We start from the raw sequence: 16,972 nt of genomic DNA on the forward strand, positions 1-16,972 counted from the left end.
AAACGTTCGCACGCGGTTACGGTCGTGTCATCCGCAGGACATCCAGCGCCTCGTCCAGCTGCTCGACGGTCAGATCCCCCTTCTCGACGTACCCGCCCTCGATGACGACCTGGCGGATCGTCTTACGTTCCGCCAGCGCCTTCTTGGCCACCTTGGCGGCCTCCTCGTACCCGATGTACTTGTTGAGCGGCGTCACCACGGACGGCGACGACTCGGCGTACTCCCGGGCCCGCTCCCGGTTGGCGGTGATCCCGTCCACGGTCCGGTCGGCGAGCAGCCGCGAGACGTTGGCGAGCAGCCGGACGGACTCGAGCACGTTCTTGCCGATGACCGGAAGCATCACGTTCAGCTCGAAGTTCCCGGCCGCGCCGGCCACGGCGATCGTCTGGTCGTTCCCGATGACCTGCGCGGACACCATCAGCACGGCCTCCGGGATCACCGGGTTGACCTTCCCCGGCATGATCGAGGACCCCGGCTGCAGATCCGGCAGCGCGATCTCGGCGAGCCCGGTCCGCGGCCCCGAGGCCATCCACCGCAGATCGTTGGCGATCTTCGTCAGACCGACCGCGACCGTCCGCAGCTGCCCGCTGGTCTCCACGATCCCGTCCCGCGCGCCCTGCGCCTCGAAGTGGTCGCGCGCCTCGGTGAACGGCAGCCCGGTGACCCGCGCGACCTCCTCGATCACCGCGGCCGAGAACCCGGGCGGGGTGTTGATCCCGGTGCCCACCGCCGTCCCCCCGAGCGGCAGCTCGGCCAGCCGGGGCAGCGAGGCCCGCAACCGCTCCACGCCGTACCGCACCTGCGCCGCGTACCCGCCGAACTCCTGCCCCAGGGTCACCGGAGTGGCGTCCATCAGATGCGTCCGCCCGGACTTCACCACATCGGCGAACTCGTCGGACTTGCGCTCCAGTGACGCCGCGAGATGCTCCAGGGCCGGGATCAGGTCCCGCGTGACGGCGGCGGTGGCGGCGATGTGGATGGACGACGGAAACACGTCGTTCGACGACTGCGAGGCGTTCACGTGGTCGTTCGGATGCACTTCCCGCCCGAGCCGCTCGGTCGCCAGCGTCGCGATGACCTCGTTGGTGTTCATGTTCGACGAGGTCCCCGACCCCGTCTGGAACACGTCCACCGGGAACTGGTCGTCCCACTTCCCCTCGGCGACCTCCCCGGCCGCCTCCTGGATCGCCTGCGCCATGTCCTTGTCGACCACCCCCAGCTCGGCGTTGACCCTGGCCGCCGCGCCCTTGATCCGGGCCAGCGCCTCGATGTGCGCGCGCTCGATCCGCTGCCCGGAGACCGGGAAGTTCTCGACGGCCCGCTGCGTCTGGGCCCGCCACTTGGCGTGGACGGGGACGCGGACCTCGCCCATGGAGTCGTGTTCGATGCGGTAGTCGCTCATACCGGTGTCAGCGATCGGGGCGCCGCGGTTGTTCCGGACCGCGGGCCGTACGGGGCACTGGGAGACCTCGGCCTGCTGCATTGGCACCACCGACGTCACCGGGTCGGGGGACCGCGTCCGCTGCCGCCAGGACGGACATCAGGGATAAATGTGACTATCTGCCCAAGGTGACGGGCGATTCCCCGCCCTCACCACGGCTGGCAGGAGGACCGATCGATGAACTTCACTCCCAAGGGTCTGCTCGGCGCCATCGCGGCGGTGTCCATAGGCGCGGCGACCCTGCTGGGTACGGGAGCCGGCACCGCGGACGCGTCCGGCCGCGCCCACCGCGCCCACTGCGACCGCGCCGAACGGCCGGTATGGAGTGGCGATCCCAGCCGCAACGTGTCCGGCCGCGGCTGCAGCGTGCCGTCCGGTGACCAGCGCTGGTACCGCGTCGAGGTCGACACCCTCGTGGAGCCCCACCACAAGACGGAGTATCTGAACGGACCGGTCGAGCGGACCGAGACGGAGCACGACACGACCATCAGGTGCATGGGCTACACCAAGGACGGCGACCGGCTGAACTGGTTCGGCTGCATGCCCCACTGACCGGTCCGGCCGCGGCAGCCCCTGGGACGGTACGGGGGGCGGGGGCGCTGAATCCATCAGCGGCTCCGCCGTGGGCCCACCCCGGCCGCCCCGAAAGGCACTACGCGAGCCCGGGACCCCGAACCGGAATCGAGGTGAACGTCGGCTGCGGGGCCGGGTCCTGGAAGAAGTCGTTGCCCTTGTCGTCGACGACGATGAACGCCGGGAAGTCCTCGACCTCGATCTTCCAGACGGCCTCCATGCCGAGCTCCTCGTACTCGACGACCTCGACCTTCTTGATGCAGTCCTGGGCGAGCCGCGCGGCCGGGCCGCCGATGGAGCCGAGGTAGAAACCGCCGTGGCTGTCGCACGCGTCGGTGACCTGCTTGCTGCGGTTGCCCTTGGCGAGCATCACCTTGGAGCCGCCCGCGGCCTGGAACTGCTCCACGTAGGAGTCCATGCGGCCGGCCGTCGTAGGACCGAAGGAACCGGAGGCGTAGCCCTCGGGGGTCTTCGCCGGACCGGCGTAGTACACCGGGTGGTCCTTCAGGTACTGCGGCATCTCCTCGCCCGCGTCGAGCCGCTCCTTGATCTTCGCATGTGCGATGTCACGGGCGACGACGAGCGGGCCGGTGAGGGAGAGCCGCGTCTTGACCGGGTACTTGGTCAGCTCGGCGAGGATCGTGTCCATCGGCTGGTTCAGGTCGATCTTCACCACGTCGGAGGACTCGTCCAGGTGCTCGTCCGTCGTCTCCGGGAGGAAGCGGGCCGGGTCGGTCTCCAGCTGCTCCAGGAAGACGCCCTCGGCGGTGATCTTCGCGACGGCCTGCCGGTCCGCGGAGCAGGAGACCGCGATGGCGACCGGGCAGGACGCACCGTGCCGGGGCAGCCGGACCACGCGCACGTCATGGCAGAAGTACTTGCCGCCGAACTGCGCGCCGATCCCGATCTTCTGCGTCAGCTCGAAGACCTTCTGCTCCAGGTCCTTGTCCCGGAAGCCGTGGCCGAGCTCCGAGCCCTCCGCCGGGATCTCGTCCAGGTAGTGCGCGGAGGCGTACTTCGCGGTCTTCAGCGCGTACTCGGCGCTCGTGCCGCCGACGACGATCGCCAGGTGGTACGGCGGGCAGGCGGCCGTGCCGAGCGAGCGGATCTTCTCCTCCAGGAACTTCATCATGGAGGCCTCGTTGAGGACGGCCTTCGTCTCCTGGTAGAGGAACGACTTGTTGGCCGAGCCGCCGCCCTTGGCCATGAAGAGGAACTTGTAGGCGCCGCCGTCGGTCGCGTACAGCTCGATCTGGGCGGGCAGGTTCGACCCGGTGTTCTTCTCCTCCCACATGGTGAGCGGAGCCATCTGCGAGTACCGCAGGTTGAGGTTCAGATAGGCGTCGTAGATGCCGTGGCTCAGCGCCGCCTCGTCGCCGCCCTCGGTCAGCACGTTCTGCCCGCGCTTGCCCATGACGATCGCCGTGCCGGTGTCCTGGCACATGGGCAGCACGCCGGCCGCCGCGATGTTCGCGTTCTTCAGCAGGTCGAGCGCGACGAACTTGTCGTTGGCCGACGCCTCCGGGTCGTCGATGATCCGCCGGAGCTGGGCGAGGTGGGCGGGCCGCAGGTAGTGCTGGATGTCGTGGATCGCCTCTTCGGCCAGCTTGCGCAGCGCCCCCGGCTCCACCTTGAGAAACGTCCGCCCGTCCGGCCCCTCGACGGTGGACACACCCTCCGAGGTCACCAGCCGGTACGGGGTGGTGTCCTCGCCCTGGGGGAGCAGATCGGTGTACGCGAACTCAGGCATCTCAGCCCATTCCTCACTCTGGCGGACGGCCGCCCGCCGACGCCGGCGAGCGCTCTCCAGCGTAGGACCTGGCTCTGACACGGGGCTTGTGAGGTAAGGCTCAGTTCGACACGCCGAGGTTGTCCACACCCCTAGTCGCGATCTATCGCGTTTCGGTACTCTGCTGCCGTGGACCTTCAGAAGCAGACCCCTCAGGAGCGCGCCGGAACGCCGGTCGCCGAGCTGCGCGCCTCGGACGCCGACCGTGACCGCATCGCCGACATCCTGCGAGAGGCCCTCGCGGAGGGGCGCCTGACCGCCGACGAGCACGCCGAGCGCGTGGAAGGCGTGCTGAGTGCCAAGACGGTGGGCGAGTTGGAGGTCTTCATACGGGACCTGCCGGCGGCCCACGCCGGCCCGGCCGCGTCGGCCTACACGCCGGTCCCGCCCCGGCCGACGCCCGGCGCGATCCCCGTCGAGCCGGACGGCAACGTGGTGGCCGTCTTCAGCAGCGCCCGCCGCCGGGGCCGCTGGCGGGCGGGCCGCCGGCTGCACGCGTACGCGGTCTTCGGCTCCATCGAGCTCGACCTCACCGAGGCGATCTTCGAGTACCAGCAGGTCGTCATCAGGGCGTTCTCGGTCTTCGGCGATGTCCAGATCCGCGTCCCGGAGAACGTCTCGCTGCGCGGCACCGGCGGCGGTGTGCTGGGCAACTTCGAGGCGGACACACTGGATTCGGTCGACTCGGACGCGCCGGTCGTCTACGTCGAGGGGTGGGCCGTGCTCGGCAATGTGGAGGCGCGGCCGAAGCGCGGGAAGTTCATCGAGGACATCCTGGACCGGGTTCAGGACAAGGTCGACAGGAAGTTGCGCAAACACCTGGACCGTTGACGGACGCGAATCGCTGCTCGACGGGCGGCGCCTGTGGTCGTGAACAAGCCGCCGCGCCACGGCTGTTGAGGACGCTGTGCATAGGCCCGCGCACAGCGGGTAGGCCTTGCTGCATCGTCTCTCGCTCGCGAAGCCGTCGTCAGGAGTAGACCCGTGCTGCAACCGCCGCATTCGTCCCTGCAGGTAGCTGCCGTTCCGGCCCAGCGGGTGCCAGTGCGGGACAGGGACCAAGACGCACCCTGGCACACCGAGGCGGTGTGCCGGCGCGACGAGGCAGGCCTGTTCTTCGCACCCTCCAAGGAACCAACCGCCGCCCGGCTGTCCCGGGAGGAGGCGGCCAAGCGGGTCTGTGCCCGCTGTCCGGTGATGGTCGAGTGCCGCGAACACGCGCTGCTCCAGCCCGAGCCGTACGGCGTCTGGGGCGGTCTCACCGCAGCGGAACGCCGCGTGGTCCTCGCCCGCCGCAGGCGCCGCGACATGGAACTGAAAAAGGCGGCGGGGGCGGCAGCGGCGAACCGCATAGCGCAGGCAGGCTAGGGAAAAGGCGCCCTCTCCGCACAGAGGGCGCCTTTTGAACGCGGTGGGCTCGACGTCCCGTCAGGGGCGCGGGGCTGTGCCGATATGCGGCTCCGCCGCGCGGGCGCGACCAGCCACAACGCACCTGTAGGGGCGTACGGTCGGCAGCCCCCCCGACCGCGTTACTTCGGCCTGTCGAAATCCACCGTGCTGTACGCCCGCAGCTTGCGCAGCCGGTGCTCGGAGTCGATCCGCCGCACCGTCCCCGACTTCGACCGCATCACGATCGACTCGGTCAGCGCGGTCTCCGACCGGTACCGCACACCGCGCAGCAGCTCGCCGTCGGTGATCCCGGTGGCGACGAAGAACACGTTCTCCCCGGTCACCAGGTCCTCGGTGGTCAGCACCCGGTCTAGGTCGTGCCCCGCGTCGATGGCCCGCTGGCGCTCCTCGTCGTCCTTGGGCCACAGCTTGCCCTGGATGGTCCCGCCCAGGCACCTCACGGCGCACGCCGAGATGATGCCCTCGGGCGTACCGCCGATGCCGAGCAGCATGTCGACGCCGGTGCCCTCGCGCAGCGCGTAGATCGAGCCGGCGACGTCACCGTCGGAGATGAGCTTGATGCGGGCGCCGGCCTCGCGGATCTCCTGGATGATCCCTTCGTGCCGCGGCCGGTCGAGGATGACGACGGTCACGTCCTCGGGAGTGGCCCGCTTCGCCTTGGCGACCCGGCGGATGTTGACGGAGACCGGCGCGTTGATGTCGACGAAGTCCGCCGCCTCCGGGCCCGTGACCAGTTTGTCCATGTAGAAGACGGCGGACGGGTCGAACATGGCACCGCGCTCGGCCGCGGCCAGCACGGCGATCGCGTTGGGCATGCCCTTCGCGGTCAGCGTGGTCCCGTCGATCGGGTCGACGGCGATGTCGACCTCGGGTCCGGTGCCGTCACCGATGCGCTCCCCGTTGAAGAGCATCGGGGCCTCGTCCTTCTCGCCCTCCCCGATGACGACCACGCCGTTCATCGACACGGTGGAGACGAGGGTGCGCATGGCGCGGACCGCGGCGCCGTCGGCGCCGTTCTTGTCGCCGCGGCCCACCCAGCGACCGGCGGCCATCGCGGCGGCTTCGGTCACCCGGACGAGTTCCAGGGCGAGGTTGCGGTCGGGGGCCTCGGAGGGGACATCGAGTTCGGACGGCAAGTGATGATGCTCGGTCATCGGAGCGCACCTTTCTGATACGACGACGGCCGGATGAGGGTTCCTCTCGACTCTATCCCCAGGCCGACAAAATGAGCAGGGGACCCCACGGATGAGCGCGGCGGGCACCTGCGACGATAGGGGACGTGGCAGGCACGAACGGCAAGCAGAAGACGGTCCGGGACATGATTCTCTCCCTGGCCCTGATCGGCCTCGCGGCGGGCTTCATCTATCTCCTCGTCCCGCACGACGATCACGCTCCCGACATCCAGCGGGTCGACTACCGGGTCGAGCTGCTGACGGCTCGGCGCGCGGCGACCTACCCGGTGGCCGCGCCGGAGGGCCTGCCCAGTGCCTGGAAGGCCACCTCGGTCCGCTTCCAGGGCGAGGCAGGCGACCGCTGGCACCTCGGCTACCAGACCCCCGACGGTCAGTACGTCCAGATCGAGCAGTCGACTCAGAAGCCCGTCACGGACTTCATCACCGACGCGAGCCAGGGCGCGTCGGCCACGAAGAAGACCGAGAAGATCGGCGACCGCACCTGGACGCACTACACCGGCGGCCGCTACGACGCGCTGGTGCTGGAGAACACCCCCGGCTCCACGACGGTGGTGGCCGGGACGGCCTCGTTGACCCAGCTGACGAAGATGGCCGCGGCGCTGAAGATGTCCTGACCAGCCCGTCCTGCCCGTCCAGACCCGCCCGTCCGGACCCGCCCGTCCTGGGCCCCCTGTTCCGACGTGAGAGGCCCCCGGCGCCGTTGCCGGGGGCCTCTCACGTGTGCGGGGTGGCTCAGACGGTCGTGACGACGTCGTCGTACGCCAGGCGCGGGGAGCGCGGGAACCAGGCGTCCGGGCCCGGCTTGCCGATGTTGACGACCATCACCGGGGTGTGGTCGTCGTCCAGGAACTCCTTCTGGATGCCCGCGGCGTCGTAACCGCCCATCGGGCCGGCGGCGAGGCCGGCCGCGCGGACGCCGATGATGAAGTACGCGGCCTGGAGGGCGGCGTTCAGGGCGGCGCTGCCCTCGCGCACCGCGCGGTCGCCGAAGACGGCGTCCTTGGCCTGCGGGAAGTGCGGGAAGAGCTGCGGCAGCTCCTCGTGGAACTCGTTGTCCGCGGCGAGGATCGCGACCAGCGGGGCGGCGGCGGTCTTCTTCTGGTTGCCCTCGGCCATGTGCTGCACCAGGCGCTCGCGGGCCTCGGGGGAGCGGACCAGGACCACTCGGAGGGGCGACTGGTTCATGGAGGTCGGGCCGTACTTGACCAGGTCGTAGATGGCCTGGACCTGCTCGTCGGACACGTGCTCGTCGGTGAAGGTGTTGGCGGTGCGGGCCTCGCGGAACAGGAGGTCCTGGGCGGCGGGGTCAAGAACAAGAGACATGTTTCGAACTTCCTGGGGATCGCGATCCGTCGAATCCGGACCGCGGTCCGGATAGGCTGACGGCACGACCATACGCCGAGAAGGTTCAACCTTCAACAAGGCCGGGGTCGAGTGATCCGCCTCACAGGCTCCGCCCGTTCCCACCGCCCCGCTCACTCCCCCTCCGCGTCCCCCTCCGTGCCCTCTTCCTCCTCGGCCAGCGCCGCGTCCAGCCGGGCCCGCGCCCCCTCCAGCCACCGCCGGCACACCCGGGCCAGCTCCTCGCCGCGCTCCCAGAGCGCGAGGGACTCCTCAAGGCTCGTCCCGCCGGCCTCCAGCCGCCGCACGACCTCGATCAACTCGTCGCGCGCCTGCTCGTAGGAGAGCGTCTCTTCCGTCCTGCCGCTCATGCGTCCACCTTCCTCATCGACTCGTACGACCCGTGCGGCATCTCAGCCGTCCACCCGCACCGTGAACTCCCCCTCGGCGACCCGCGCCCGCAGCGCCTCGCCCGGCTCGACCTCCGCGCTGCCCCGCACCACCTGGCCGTCGTCCTTCTGCAGCACGGCGTAACCGCGCTTCAGCGTGGCGGCGGGGGAGAGCGCCACCACGCGTGCGTGCGTGTGCGTCAGCTCGGAGTCGGCACGGTCGAGCAGATGCCCGAGGGTGCGCCGCGACCGGTCCACCAGCGAGGCGACGTGATCGGCCCGCTCGTCGACCATCCGGTGCGGATCCTCCATGACGGGCCGCGCCAGCGCATGCGCCAGCCCCCGCTCCTCCCGCGCCACCAGCCCGTCCAGGCACCGCCGGGCCCGGTCCCGCAGCATCCGCACCCGGTCCAGCTCCTCGCCGACATCCGGTACGACCTTCTTGGCGGCGTCGGTGGGGGTGGAGGCGCGCAGGTCGGCGACGAAGTCGAGCAGCGGGTTGTCGGGCTCGTGCCCGATCGCGGACACGACGGGCGTACGGCACTCGGCGACGGCCCGTACCAACTGCTCGTCGGAGAACGGCAGCAGATCCTCCACGCTGCCACCACCGCGAGCCACGATGATCACGTCGACGTCCTGGAGCGCGTCGAGCTCCTTCACGGCCTGCACGACCTGCGGCACGGCGTGCACGCCCTGCACCGGCACGTTCCGGACCTCGAAGCGCACCGCCGGCCACCGGTGCCGGGCGTTCTCCAGGACATCCCGCTCGGCGGCCGAGGCCCGCCCGCACACCAGCCCGATCAGCTGCGGCAGGAACGGCAGCGGTTTCTTCCGCTCGGCGGCGAACAGCCCCTCCGCGGCCAGCGCCTTCTTGAGCGCCTCCAGCCGCGCCAGCAGCTCCCCGACCCCGACCGGCCTTATCTCGGCCGCCCGCAACGACAGCTGCCCCCGCGGCGCGTACCACTCCGGCTTCGCGTGGACGACGACCCGGGCGCCCTCACCGACGACGTCGGCGACGGCGTCGAACACCTGCCGGTAGCAGGTGACGCCGATCGAGATGTCGTACGACGGATCCCGCAGCGTCAGAAACACCACACCCGCCCCCGGCCGCCGGGAGAGCTGGGTGATCTGCCCCTCGACCCACACGGCGCCGAGCCGGTCGATCCACCCACCGATCAACCGGGAAACCTCGCCGACAGGCACAGGCGCTTCGACAGACGTGTTCAAAGCCATGCGCCGAGCGTAACGGCGCCTACCGACAAGCCTTCGTCACGCGGCCCGCCCCTGCGCGGCCGGCACCGCCACCCCCACCGTCACCCATACCGCCCCACCACCCGCGCCGCCGCCGGCACCGCGCCACGATCACCGCGACGGTGACCGCCGCCCCGCCCCCGCCACCGGCACCACCGGATGCCGCCACAGCTGACCGCCCCGCCCCGCCCGCCGCCCCGCCAACCAGCTCACCACGCTCGTGTGCGGCGAGGACGGCGACCCCAGCCCCCGCTGCGCGCCGTGGCGGGCGAGGGCGAACACCGGCCCCGCCGGATGTCGCAGACCGCTCCCGGACTTCCGTCGGTCTCCCCGGGATCGTCACCGGGACGCGATCTTCGGCCCCCCGAACGCGGCCTTACGATGGGGGGCATGACTGCTTCGCCTGGCCGCCGTGTCCTGCTCGCCGCCCCCCGTGGCTACTGCGCGGGTGTGGACCGCGCCGTGATCGCCGTCGAGAAGGCCCTGGAACAGTACGGGGCCCCGATCTATGTCCGGCACGAGATCGTCCACAACAAGTACGTCGTGCAGACCCTGGAGAAGAAGGGCGCGATCTTCGTCGAGCGGACCGAGGAGGTCCCGCCGGGGAACATCGTGATGTTCTCCGCGCACGGCGTCGCCCCCGTCGTCCACGAGGAGGCCCAGCGCGGCCGCCTCGCCTCCATCGACGCGACCTGCCCGCTCGTCACCAAGGTCCACAAGGAAGCCGTCCGCTTCGCGGGCGAGGACTACGACATCCTCCTGATCGGCCACGAGGGCCACGAGGAGGTCATCGGCACCTCCGGCGAGGCCCCCGACCACATCCAGCTCGTCGACGGCCCGGCGGACGTGGCCAAGGTCGAGGTCCGCGACGAGTCCAAGGTCGTCTGGCTCTCCCAGACCACGCTCTCCGTCGACGAGACCATGGAGACGGTCGACGCGCTGAAGGAGAAGTTCCCGCAGCTGATCTCGCCGCCGAGCGACGACATCTGCTACGCCACCCAGAACCGTCAGCTCGCCGTGAAGCAGATGGGCGCCGAGGCCGAGCTGGTCATCGTGGTCGGCTCCCGCAACTCCTCCAACTCCAAGCGGCTCGTGGAGGTCGCCAAGCTGGCCGGCTCCCGCGCCGCCTACCTGGTCGACTTCGCCGCCGAGATCGACGAGGCATGGCTGGAGGGCGTCACGACCGTCGGCGTCACCTCCGGCGCCTCCGTCCCGGAGGTGCTGGTCGAGGAGGTCCTGGCGTGGCTCTCCGAGCGCGGCTACGGTGACGTGGAGATCGTCAAGGCGGCCGAGGAGTCCATCACCTTCTCGCTGCCCAAGGAACTCCGCCGTGACCTGCGCGAAGAGGCGGCCGCCCTGGTCGCCGAGCGCGGCGGCAGCGGCACCGAGGCGTGAACGGCGCTCGTACGACGGTGTGACCGGCGGCGGTCCGGCGTCGTGACTGTCAGTCGTACGACGTAGCGTGGAGCCATGCAGATCTTCGGCGTGGACATCGGTGGTTCCGGGATCAAGGGCGCTCCTGTGGACCTGGACAAGGGCGACCTGGCCCAGGAGCGCTGCAAGGTGCTCACCCCGCATCCGGCGACGCCCGACAGCGTCGCCGACGGGGTCAAGCAGGTCATCGACCACTTCGGGTGGACCGGCCCGGTCGGGCTCACCTTCCCCGGAGTGATCAGTGACGGCACACATATCCGTACGGCGGCGAACGTCGACAAGAGCTGGATCGACACCGACGCGCGCACGCTGTTCAGCGACCGGCTCGGCGGCCTGCCGGTGACCGTGGTCAACGACGCGGACGCGGCCGGCGTGGCCGAGATGCAGTTCGGCGCCGGCCGGGACCGCAAGGGCGTGGTCATCCTGCTCACCTTCGGCACCGGCATCGGCAGCGCCCTGTTCACCGACGGCGAGCTGGTTCCCAACACCGAGCTGGGCCACCTGGAGCTGGACGGCCACGACGCCGAGAAGAAGGCCTCCAGCAAGGCCAAGGAGGACAACGACCTCAGCTGGGAGCACTGGGCGCACCGGGTCACCAAGTACCTCGCCCATGTCGAGATGCTGTTCACCCCGGAGCTGTTCATCATCGGCGGCGGGGTGAGCCGCAAGGCCGACAAGTTCCTGCACCTCATCGAGGGCATCAGGGCCGAGATCGTGCCGGCGCAGCTGCAGAACAACGCGGGGATCGTGGGCGCGGCGATGCGCGCGGCGCACCACGCCAAGTAGCCGCGGGCGGCCGGGGGCGGCGGCGGGGGCGGCCGGGGGCGGCCGGGGGCGGCCGGGGGGTCAGCCTCCGCGCCGGCTCCGGATCAGCCGGATCCGGCGGACGATGACGATCACCCCGGCGACCAGCGTGCCGCCGTAGAGCCAGCCGGCCTGCGTGGACAGGGCCGTCACCAGGCCCATCACACCGCCCAGGAACCCGCCGCCGCCGTCGTCGGCGACGGTCAGCAGGCCGGCGGCGAAGGCGATCGGGACGACGACGGGGGCGGTCAGCAGATCGCTCCCGCGCACCCACAGCGCGGTCATCGCGCACACCGGCAGGGACAGGACGCCGTACACCGTCAGGGACGCCCCGAACAGCAGGGCGTCCAGGAAGCCCAGCAGGAACATCGCGGCCCCGCAGAACAGGCCGCCGCCGAGGCCGGTGAGCCGTGGGCCCGGCGGCTGCCGGGCGCCGGCCGCCGCCGTACCGGACCTTCCCGGGGCCGGCCGGCGCTCGGCCGTCACCGGCCGTCGTCCGGCCTGCGGCGGCAGGGGCCCGCGGGGGGCGCCACGGCGCTGTCCGTGCTGTCGGGGACGGGTCCTGTGATGCTCCACCGGACCAACTTAGGTCGGTTAATGTGCCAAGTCGCAGCCCAGACACGCCGAAACCAAGCCGAAGAGCGGAGCTTGTCCAGGTGTTCGACGCGGCCACCGGCCAGGGGCTCCGAACCCCGTAAACTGGTGGATCGGCCGGCCCGCCGGCACTGGCAGCCTCCGGCTCACTCACCCACTTACTACGGGAAGTCGCAACGTGTCGCTCACGATCGGAATCGTCGGCCTGCCCAATGTCGGCAAGTCGACCCTGTTCAACGCCCTGACCAAGAACGACGTGCTGGCGGCCAACTACCCGTTCGCCACGATCGAGCCCAACGTGGGTGTGGTCGGCGTCCCCGACGCCCGGCTGGCCAAGCTGTCCGAGATCTTCTCCTCGCAGCGGATCATCCCGGCCACGGTCGACTTCGTCGACATCGCGGGAATCGTGAAGGGCGCCTCCGAGGGCGAGGGCCTGGGCAACAAGTTCCTCGCGAACATCCGTGAGTCCGACGCGATCTGCCAGGTCATCCGTGCCTTCAAGGACGAGAACGTCGTGCATGTCGACGGCAAGGTCTCGCCGAAGGACGACATCGAGACGATCAACACCGAGCTGATCCTCGCCGACCTCCAGACGATCGAGAAGGTCCTGCCGCGCCTCCAGAAGGAGTCGCGGATCAAGAAGGACGTGGCGCCCAAGGTCAAGGCCGTCGAGGAGGCCAAGGAGATCCTGGAGAAGGGCGACACGCTGTTCTCCCAGGGCATCGTCCAGGGCTCGGACCGCGCCGAGCTCCTCCACGACCTGCACCTCCTCACCGCCAAGCCCTTCCTCTACGTCTTCAACGTCGACGAGGACGAGCTGACCGACGACACCTTCAAGGCCGAGCAGCGCGCCCTGGTCGCCCCGGCCGAGGCGATCTTCCTCAACGCCAAGCTGGAGCAGGACCTCGCCGAACTCGACGAGGAGGACGCCCTGGAGCTGCTGGAGTCGGTCGGCGCCGAGGAGCCCGGCCTCGCCACGCTGGCCCGTGTCGGCTTCAACACCCTCGGCCTGCAGACCTACCTCACGGCCGGCCCCAAGGAGTCCCGCGCCTGGACGATCAAGAAGGGCGCGACCGCCCCCGAGGCGGCCGGCGTGATCCACACGGACTTCCAGAAGGGCTTCATCAAGGCCGAGGTCATCTCCTTCGAGGACCTGGTCGAAACCGGCTCGGTGGCCGAGGCCCGCGCGAAGGGCAAGGCCCGCATGGAGGGCAAGGACTACGTCATGCAGGACGGGGACGTCGTGGAGTTCCGCTTCAATGTTTAATTGAAGGTTCAGCTAAACCCTTCGTCCTGTAAAGACGCAGGTCAGAAGGGGTCCGTCAAGCCGAGGCGGGCCCCTTTTGCGGCTCCATCGAAGGTCAGCGGTGCATTGGTGCTGAATGCTGCCTCGGAGGGCCGGATCGGACCACCTGTCGGCACCTGGGGGTTGCGTCCAAGGAGATGGTGTACGGGTTCGACCTGATCCGGGGGTTTGCTCCGGCGTCGGGGTGATGCCTGCATAGACGAACGGCCACCGGCTGATCTTCGAGGTGTCGAAGCCCGAAGGAGATCAGCACGATGACCGCTCCAGACAGTCTGCCGCTGCATGCCCTCGCCACCCTGCCCACCGAACTCACGCATAGCCTCAAAACGAGATCACCGAGTGGCCGTCGATACACCACTCCAGCGGACGTGACCCACCTGGGGCCACCCCCGGGATACTGTCCCGCGCTGACGTGGCTTTGCAGTTCCCATGGCCGAGCGCGCAGAGCTATGCGGACGCTGCGCCAACGAGGCCTGGGCCAGATTCCCCTCAGGACTTCGACCTAATCAGCAGCGCCGTACGACTGTGGCCGGCCAGGCCGCGGTTGATGCAGGCGAGCGCTGGGGCTTGAGTCGCGCGGAACGTGAGGAGTTGCACCTCGCAACGGGAGAATGGCCGCCTGATCCTAGCTGGGCCACCTACGGCTTTCGCCCTCGATCAGTTGGCACGACCGCCACACCCTGGTGTCTGTGAAGGCCCCTCGTCTGATTCATTGCACGTGACACGGACTAGGCCCTTGAGTGCCGCGGACTAACGGCATCCTGTGTGAGAACTCGGCGCTATCGTTGGGGCACTCAGCTTGGGTTCCGCCACTCGTGGCAGAGCTGTCGCGCACCGACATACGAAGGATAGGCGCCGAAGGATGGACAGGTCACGCGTACACCTCACTGCGGGATCGCGGTCAGGCTCTGGGCTCGGCGCTGGCAAAGGGGTGGCGTACTAGTGGCCCTCAAGAAGTCTGACCTGTACAGCTCCCTGTGGAGGAGCTGCGATGAGCTGCGTGGCGGCATGGATGCGAGCCAGTACAAGGACTACATCCTGACGCTGTTGTTCGTGAAGTACGTGACAGACAAGGCCAAATCCGATCCGAACTCCTTGATCGACGTCCCCGCCGGCGGGTCCTTCGACGACATGGTTGCCCTCAAAGGCGACAAGGAGATCGGCGACAAGATCAACAAGGTCATCGGCAAGCTCGCCGAGGCCAACGGACTTGAGAAGGTCATCGACCTGGCCGACTTCAACGACGAGGAGAAGCTCGGCAAGGACAAGGAGATGCAGGATCGCCTCTCCAAGCTGGTGGCGATCTTCGCTGACCTGGACTTCCGTGGTAGCCGCGCTGAGGGCGACGACCTGCTCGGTGACGCCTACGAGTACCTGATGCGACATTTCGCTACAGAATCGGGCAAGTCGAAGGGGCAGTTCTACACCCCGGCCGAGGTCTCACGGGTACTTGCCAAGGTCGTCGGTATCGGAGCGGGCACCCGGCAGGACCACACCGTCTACGATCCAACGTGCGGGTCAGGCTCGTTGCTCCTCAAGGTCGCTGACGAGGCCCCACGTGGCCTCACCATTTACGGTCAGGAGAAGGACAACGCGACCTGGGCGCTGGCCCAGATGAACATGATTCTGCACGGCTACGAGGACCGTGACATCCGCAAGGGTGACACGATCACCAGCCCACAGTTCACTCAGGGCGCACGGCTACAGACCTTCGACTTCGCCGTCGCCAATCCGCCGTTCTCGATCAAGTCGTGGAGCAACGGCCTGGAGAATGACTACGGTCGCTTCGAGTTCGGCCGGCCGCCGGAGAAAAACGGCGACTACGCCTTCCTCCTGCACATCCTCAAGTCCCTCAAGAGCAGCGGCAAGGCCGCAGTCATCTTGCCGCACGGCGTGCTGTTCCGCGGCCACGCCGAGGCCACCATTCGTAAGGAACTGCTGCGCCGTGGCTACATCAAGGGCATCATCAGCCTGCCCGCGAACCTTTTCTACGGCACCGGCATTCCGGCCTGCATCATCGTTCTCGACAAGGAGAACGCCCAGGCACGAAAGGGCATCTTCATGATCGATGCTTCCAAGGGCTTCTTGAAGGACGGCAACAAGAACCGCCTCCGAAGCCAGGACATCCACAAGATCGTCGACGTCTTCAACAAGCAGACCGAGATCGAGCGCTATTCGCGTATGGTGCCGCTCCATGAGATCGCCGACCCGAAGAACGCCTACAATCTCAACATCCCGCGGTACATCGACTCCTCCGAGCCGGAGGATATCCAGGACCTTCACGCCCACCTTCACGGCGGGATCCCGGACCGGGATCTGGACGCACTCAACGGGTACTGGGAGGCGTTCCCGAGTCTCCGTGCCATGCTCTTCAAGCCGAACCGCCCCGGCTTCAGCGACCTGGCCGTCGGCGTGGCTGAGGTACAACAGGCCATCCTGGACTCCGACGAGTTTCAGAAGTTCGCTATGGACGTCCGCGGCCAGGTTGACGACTGGTTCGCCGCGCACCGGCCCGTCCTGCAAGCGCTCAACCCGGACACTGTCCCCAAGGACCTGATCTCTGGTATCAGTGACGATCTGTTGGCCCGGTTCAAGAACACCCCTCTGCTCGACGAGTACGGTGTCTACGAGCAGCTCATGACTTACTGGCACGGCGTCATGCACGACGACGTCTTCCTCGTCATGAACGACGGGTGGTGTGAGGCGGCGAAGCCCCGCAAGACGATCGAGGACAAAGAGCGCAAGCTCTCCGAGACCCCGGACCTTGTCATTGGCTCGGGGCGCAGCGCCACCAAGTACAAGATGGACCTCATCCCGCCGACGTTTGTCGTCGCTCGGTACTTCGCGGACGAGCAGTCCAAGGTCGATGCGCTGCACGCGGTAGCCGAAGAAGCAAGCCGTGCTGTCGAGGAGTACATCGAGGAGCACGCTGCAGAGGACGGCCTGCTTGCCGAGGCGATGGACGATGGCAAGATCTCTAAAGTTCTCGCTTCGACGCGCCTCAAGGTGGCTCGGCACGAGGGAGCTGATGCGGAGGAGATCAAGGCTCTCCAGCACCTTGTCAGGCTGTACAACGACGAGGCTGTTGCCAAGAAGACCGCCAAGGAAGCCCAGGCCGCCCTCGATCTCGCGACTCTCAAGAGGTACGGGGACCTCACCGAGCCTGAGATCAAGCAGCTGGTACTCGACGACAAGTGGCATGCGACCGTCGCTAGCCGCGTGGCGTCTGAGGCTGAGTCACTCACGCTCGCACTCGTCTCACGGATCCAGCAGCTCGGCGAGCGCTATGCCGAAACCGTAGGGGCGCTTAACACGCTAGTGGAAATGCTCGGCTCCAAGGTTGTACAGCACCTGGCCAGTATGGGAGTGGAGTAATGGCCCGCGCGAAGCATAAGCCACTCGGCCAGCTACTGCTACGCCCACCTCGTTACGGAATCAACGCCGCGG

The 16,972-nt window shown here is 68.5% G+C and carries 15 protein-coding genes; 8 read left to right on the forward strand and 7 right to left on the reverse strand.

What is annotated here, in order from left to right; translation table 11 throughout:
* Nucleotides 1–16: 16 nt before the first annotated feature.
* Nucleotides 17–1,402 (reverse strand): class II fumarate hydratase, encoded by a 1,386-nt coding sequence (locus ACZ5K7_RS15495; protein WP_450972167.1) that lies wholly within the window; start codon nucleotides 1,400–1,402, stop codon nucleotides 17–19.
* Nucleotides 1,403–1,618: 216 nt separating this feature from the next.
* On the opposite strand from ACZ5K7_RS15495, the gene ACZ5K7_RS15500 reads away from it, so the two are divergent.
* Nucleotides 1,619–1,993 (forward strand): hypothetical protein, encoded by a 375-nt coding sequence (locus tag ACZ5K7_RS15500; protein ID WP_362569173.1) that lies wholly within the window; start codon nucleotides 1,619–1,621, stop codon nucleotides 1,991–1,993.
* 100 nt (nucleotides 1,994–2,093) lie between these two features.
* Here ACZ5K7_RS15500 and ACZ5K7_RS15505 read toward each other — a convergent pair whose 3' ends face one another.
* The gene (locus ACZ5K7_RS15505) at nucleotides 2,094–3,764 is read right to left on the reverse strand and encodes a fumarate hydratase (RefSeq protein ID WP_468913720.1); all 1,671 of its coding nucleotides are present in this window, start codon (nucleotides 3,762–3,764) and stop codon (nucleotides 2,094–2,096) included.
* Between the two features lie 168 nt (nucleotides 3,765–3,932).
* Here ACZ5K7_RS15505 and ACZ5K7_RS15510 point away from each other — a divergent pair, with 168 nt between their 5' ends.
* Entirely contained in the window at nucleotides 3,933–4,634 is a 702-nt protein-coding gene (locus tag ACZ5K7_RS15510) for a DUF1707 SHOCT-like domain-containing protein (RefSeq protein ID WP_468913723.1), read from the forward strand.
* Nucleotides 4,635–4,787: 153 nt separating this feature from the next.
* Nucleotides 4,788–5,171 carry a WhiB family transcriptional regulator gene (locus ACZ5K7_RS15515; RefSeq protein ID WP_351708653.1) on the forward strand — a complete coding sequence of 128 codons (384 nt, stop codon included), beginning with the start codon at nucleotides 4,788–4,790 and terminating at the stop codon, nucleotides 5,169–5,171.
* 161 nt (nucleotides 5,172–5,332) lie between these two features.
* On the opposite strand, the gene glpX is transcribed toward ACZ5K7_RS15515, so the two are convergent.
* Nucleotides 5,333–6,367, reverse strand: coding sequence for a class II fructose-bisphosphatase (glpX, locus tag ACZ5K7_RS15520; RefSeq protein WP_351708656.1), 1,035 nt, complete (start codon nucleotides 6,365–6,367; stop codon nucleotides 5,333–5,335).
* A gap of 125 nt (nucleotides 6,368–6,492) precedes the next feature.
* Here glpX and ACZ5K7_RS15525 point away from each other — a divergent pair, with 125 nt between their 5' ends.
* Nucleotides 6,493–7,020, forward strand: a complete 528-nt coding sequence (locus tag ACZ5K7_RS15525; protein ID WP_468913728.1) for a DUF4245 domain-containing protein — start codon at nucleotides 6,493–6,495, stop codon at nucleotides 7,018–7,020.
* Nucleotides 7,021–7,138: 118 nt separating this feature from the next.
* Here ACZ5K7_RS15525 and ACZ5K7_RS15530 read toward each other — a convergent pair whose 3' ends face one another.
* From ACZ5K7_RS15530 to xseA, 3 genes are all read right to left on the reverse strand, one after another.
* Complete coding sequence (locus ACZ5K7_RS15530) at nucleotides 7,139–7,729, reverse strand: malonic semialdehyde reductase (RefSeq protein ID WP_351708662.1); 591 nt, start codon at nucleotides 7,727–7,729, stop codon at nucleotides 7,139–7,141.
* Nucleotides 7,730–7,881: 152 nt separating this feature from the next.
* On the reverse strand, nucleotides 7,882–8,118 hold the full coding sequence (locus ACZ5K7_RS15535) for an exodeoxyribonuclease VII small subunit (protein ID WP_351708664.1): 237 nt from the start codon (nucleotides 8,116–8,118) through the stop codon (nucleotides 7,882–7,884).
* 42 nt (nucleotides 8,119–8,160) lie between these two features.
* Nucleotides 8,161–9,369: an exodeoxyribonuclease VII large subunit gene (gene xseA / locus ACZ5K7_RS15540; protein ID WP_468913731.1), complete on the reverse strand. Its 1,209-nt coding sequence runs from the start codon at nucleotides 9,367–9,369 to the stop codon at nucleotides 8,161–8,163.
* Nucleotides 9,370–9,768: 399 nt separating this feature from the next.
* On the opposite strand from xseA, the gene ACZ5K7_RS15545 reads away from it, so the two are divergent.
* Nucleotides 9,769–10,782 (forward strand): 4-hydroxy-3-methylbut-2-enyl diphosphate reductase, encoded by a 1,014-nt coding sequence (locus tag ACZ5K7_RS15545; protein WP_351708670.1) that lies wholly within the window; start codon nucleotides 9,769–9,771, stop codon nucleotides 10,780–10,782.
* A gap of 75 nt (nucleotides 10,783–10,857) precedes the next feature.
* Complete coding sequence (gene ppgK / locus ACZ5K7_RS15550; protein ID WP_351708673.1) at nucleotides 10,858–11,607, forward strand: polyphosphate--glucose phosphotransferase; 750 nt, start codon at nucleotides 10,858–10,860, stop codon at nucleotides 11,605–11,607.
* Between the two features lie 60 nt (nucleotides 11,608–11,667).
* On the opposite strand, the gene ACZ5K7_RS15555 is transcribed toward ppgK, so the two are convergent.
* The gene (locus tag ACZ5K7_RS15555) at nucleotides 11,668–12,201 is read right to left on the reverse strand and encodes a DUF6542 domain-containing protein (RefSeq protein WP_468913735.1); all 534 of its coding nucleotides are present in this window, start codon (nucleotides 12,199–12,201) and stop codon (nucleotides 11,668–11,670) included.
* 196 nt (nucleotides 12,202–12,397) lie between these two features.
* Here ACZ5K7_RS15555 and ychF point away from each other — a divergent pair, with 196 nt between their 5' ends.
* Both ychF and ACZ5K7_RS15565 read left to right on the forward strand, forming a co-directional pair.
* On the forward strand, nucleotides 12,398–13,486 hold the full coding sequence (ychF, locus tag ACZ5K7_RS15560; protein WP_351708679.1) for a redox-regulated ATPase YchF: 1,089 nt from the start codon (nucleotides 12,398–12,400) through the stop codon (nucleotides 13,484–13,486).
* A 981-nt stretch (nucleotides 13,487–14,467) separates the two neighbouring features.
* Complete coding sequence (locus tag ACZ5K7_RS15565; RefSeq protein WP_468913738.1) at nucleotides 14,468–16,900, forward strand: type I restriction-modification system subunit M; 2,433 nt, start codon at nucleotides 14,468–14,470, stop codon at nucleotides 16,898–16,900.
* Nucleotides 16,901–16,972 lie beyond the last annotated feature (72 nt).

This window comes from Streptomyces sp. NPDC031497, assembly GCF_055580905.1.

Bases quoted from the DNA above. Each gene is read 5' to 3' on its own strand.
- ACZ5K7_RS15495 (WP_450972167.1), bottom strand. From the start codon at position 1,402: ATGAGCGACTACCGCATCGAACACGACTCCATGGGCGAGGTCCGCGTC.
- ACZ5K7_RS15530 (WP_351708662.1), bottom strand. From the start codon at position 7,729: ATGTCTCTTGTTCTTGACCCCGCCGCCCAGGACCTCCTGTTCCGCGAG.
- ACZ5K7_RS15545 (WP_351708670.1), top strand. From the start codon at position 9,769: ATGGGGGGCATGACTGCTTCGCCTGGCCGCCGTGTCCTGCTCGCCGCC.
- ACZ5K7_RS15505 (WP_468913720.1), bottom strand. From the start codon at position 3,764: ATGCCTGAGTTCGCGTACACCGATCTGCTCCCCCAGGGCGAGGACACC.
- ACZ5K7_RS15500 (WP_362569173.1), top strand. From the start codon at position 1,619: ATGAACTTCACTCCCAAGGGTCTGCTCGGCGCCATCGCGGCGGTGTCC.
- glpX (WP_351708656.1), bottom strand. From the start codon at position 6,367: ATGACCGAGCATCATCACTTGCCGTCCGAACTCGATGTCCCCTCCGAG.
- ACZ5K7_RS15535 (WP_351708664.1), bottom strand. From the start codon at position 8,118: ATGAGCGGCAGGACGGAAGAGACGCTCTCCTACGAGCAGGCGCGCGAC.
- xseA (WP_468913731.1), bottom strand. From the start codon at position 9,369: ATGGCTTTGAACACGTCTGTCGAAGCGCCTGTGCCTGTCGGCGAGGTT.
- ppgK (WP_351708673.1), top strand. From the start codon at position 10,858: ATGCAGATCTTCGGCGTGGACATCGGTGGTTCCGGGATCAAGGGCGCT.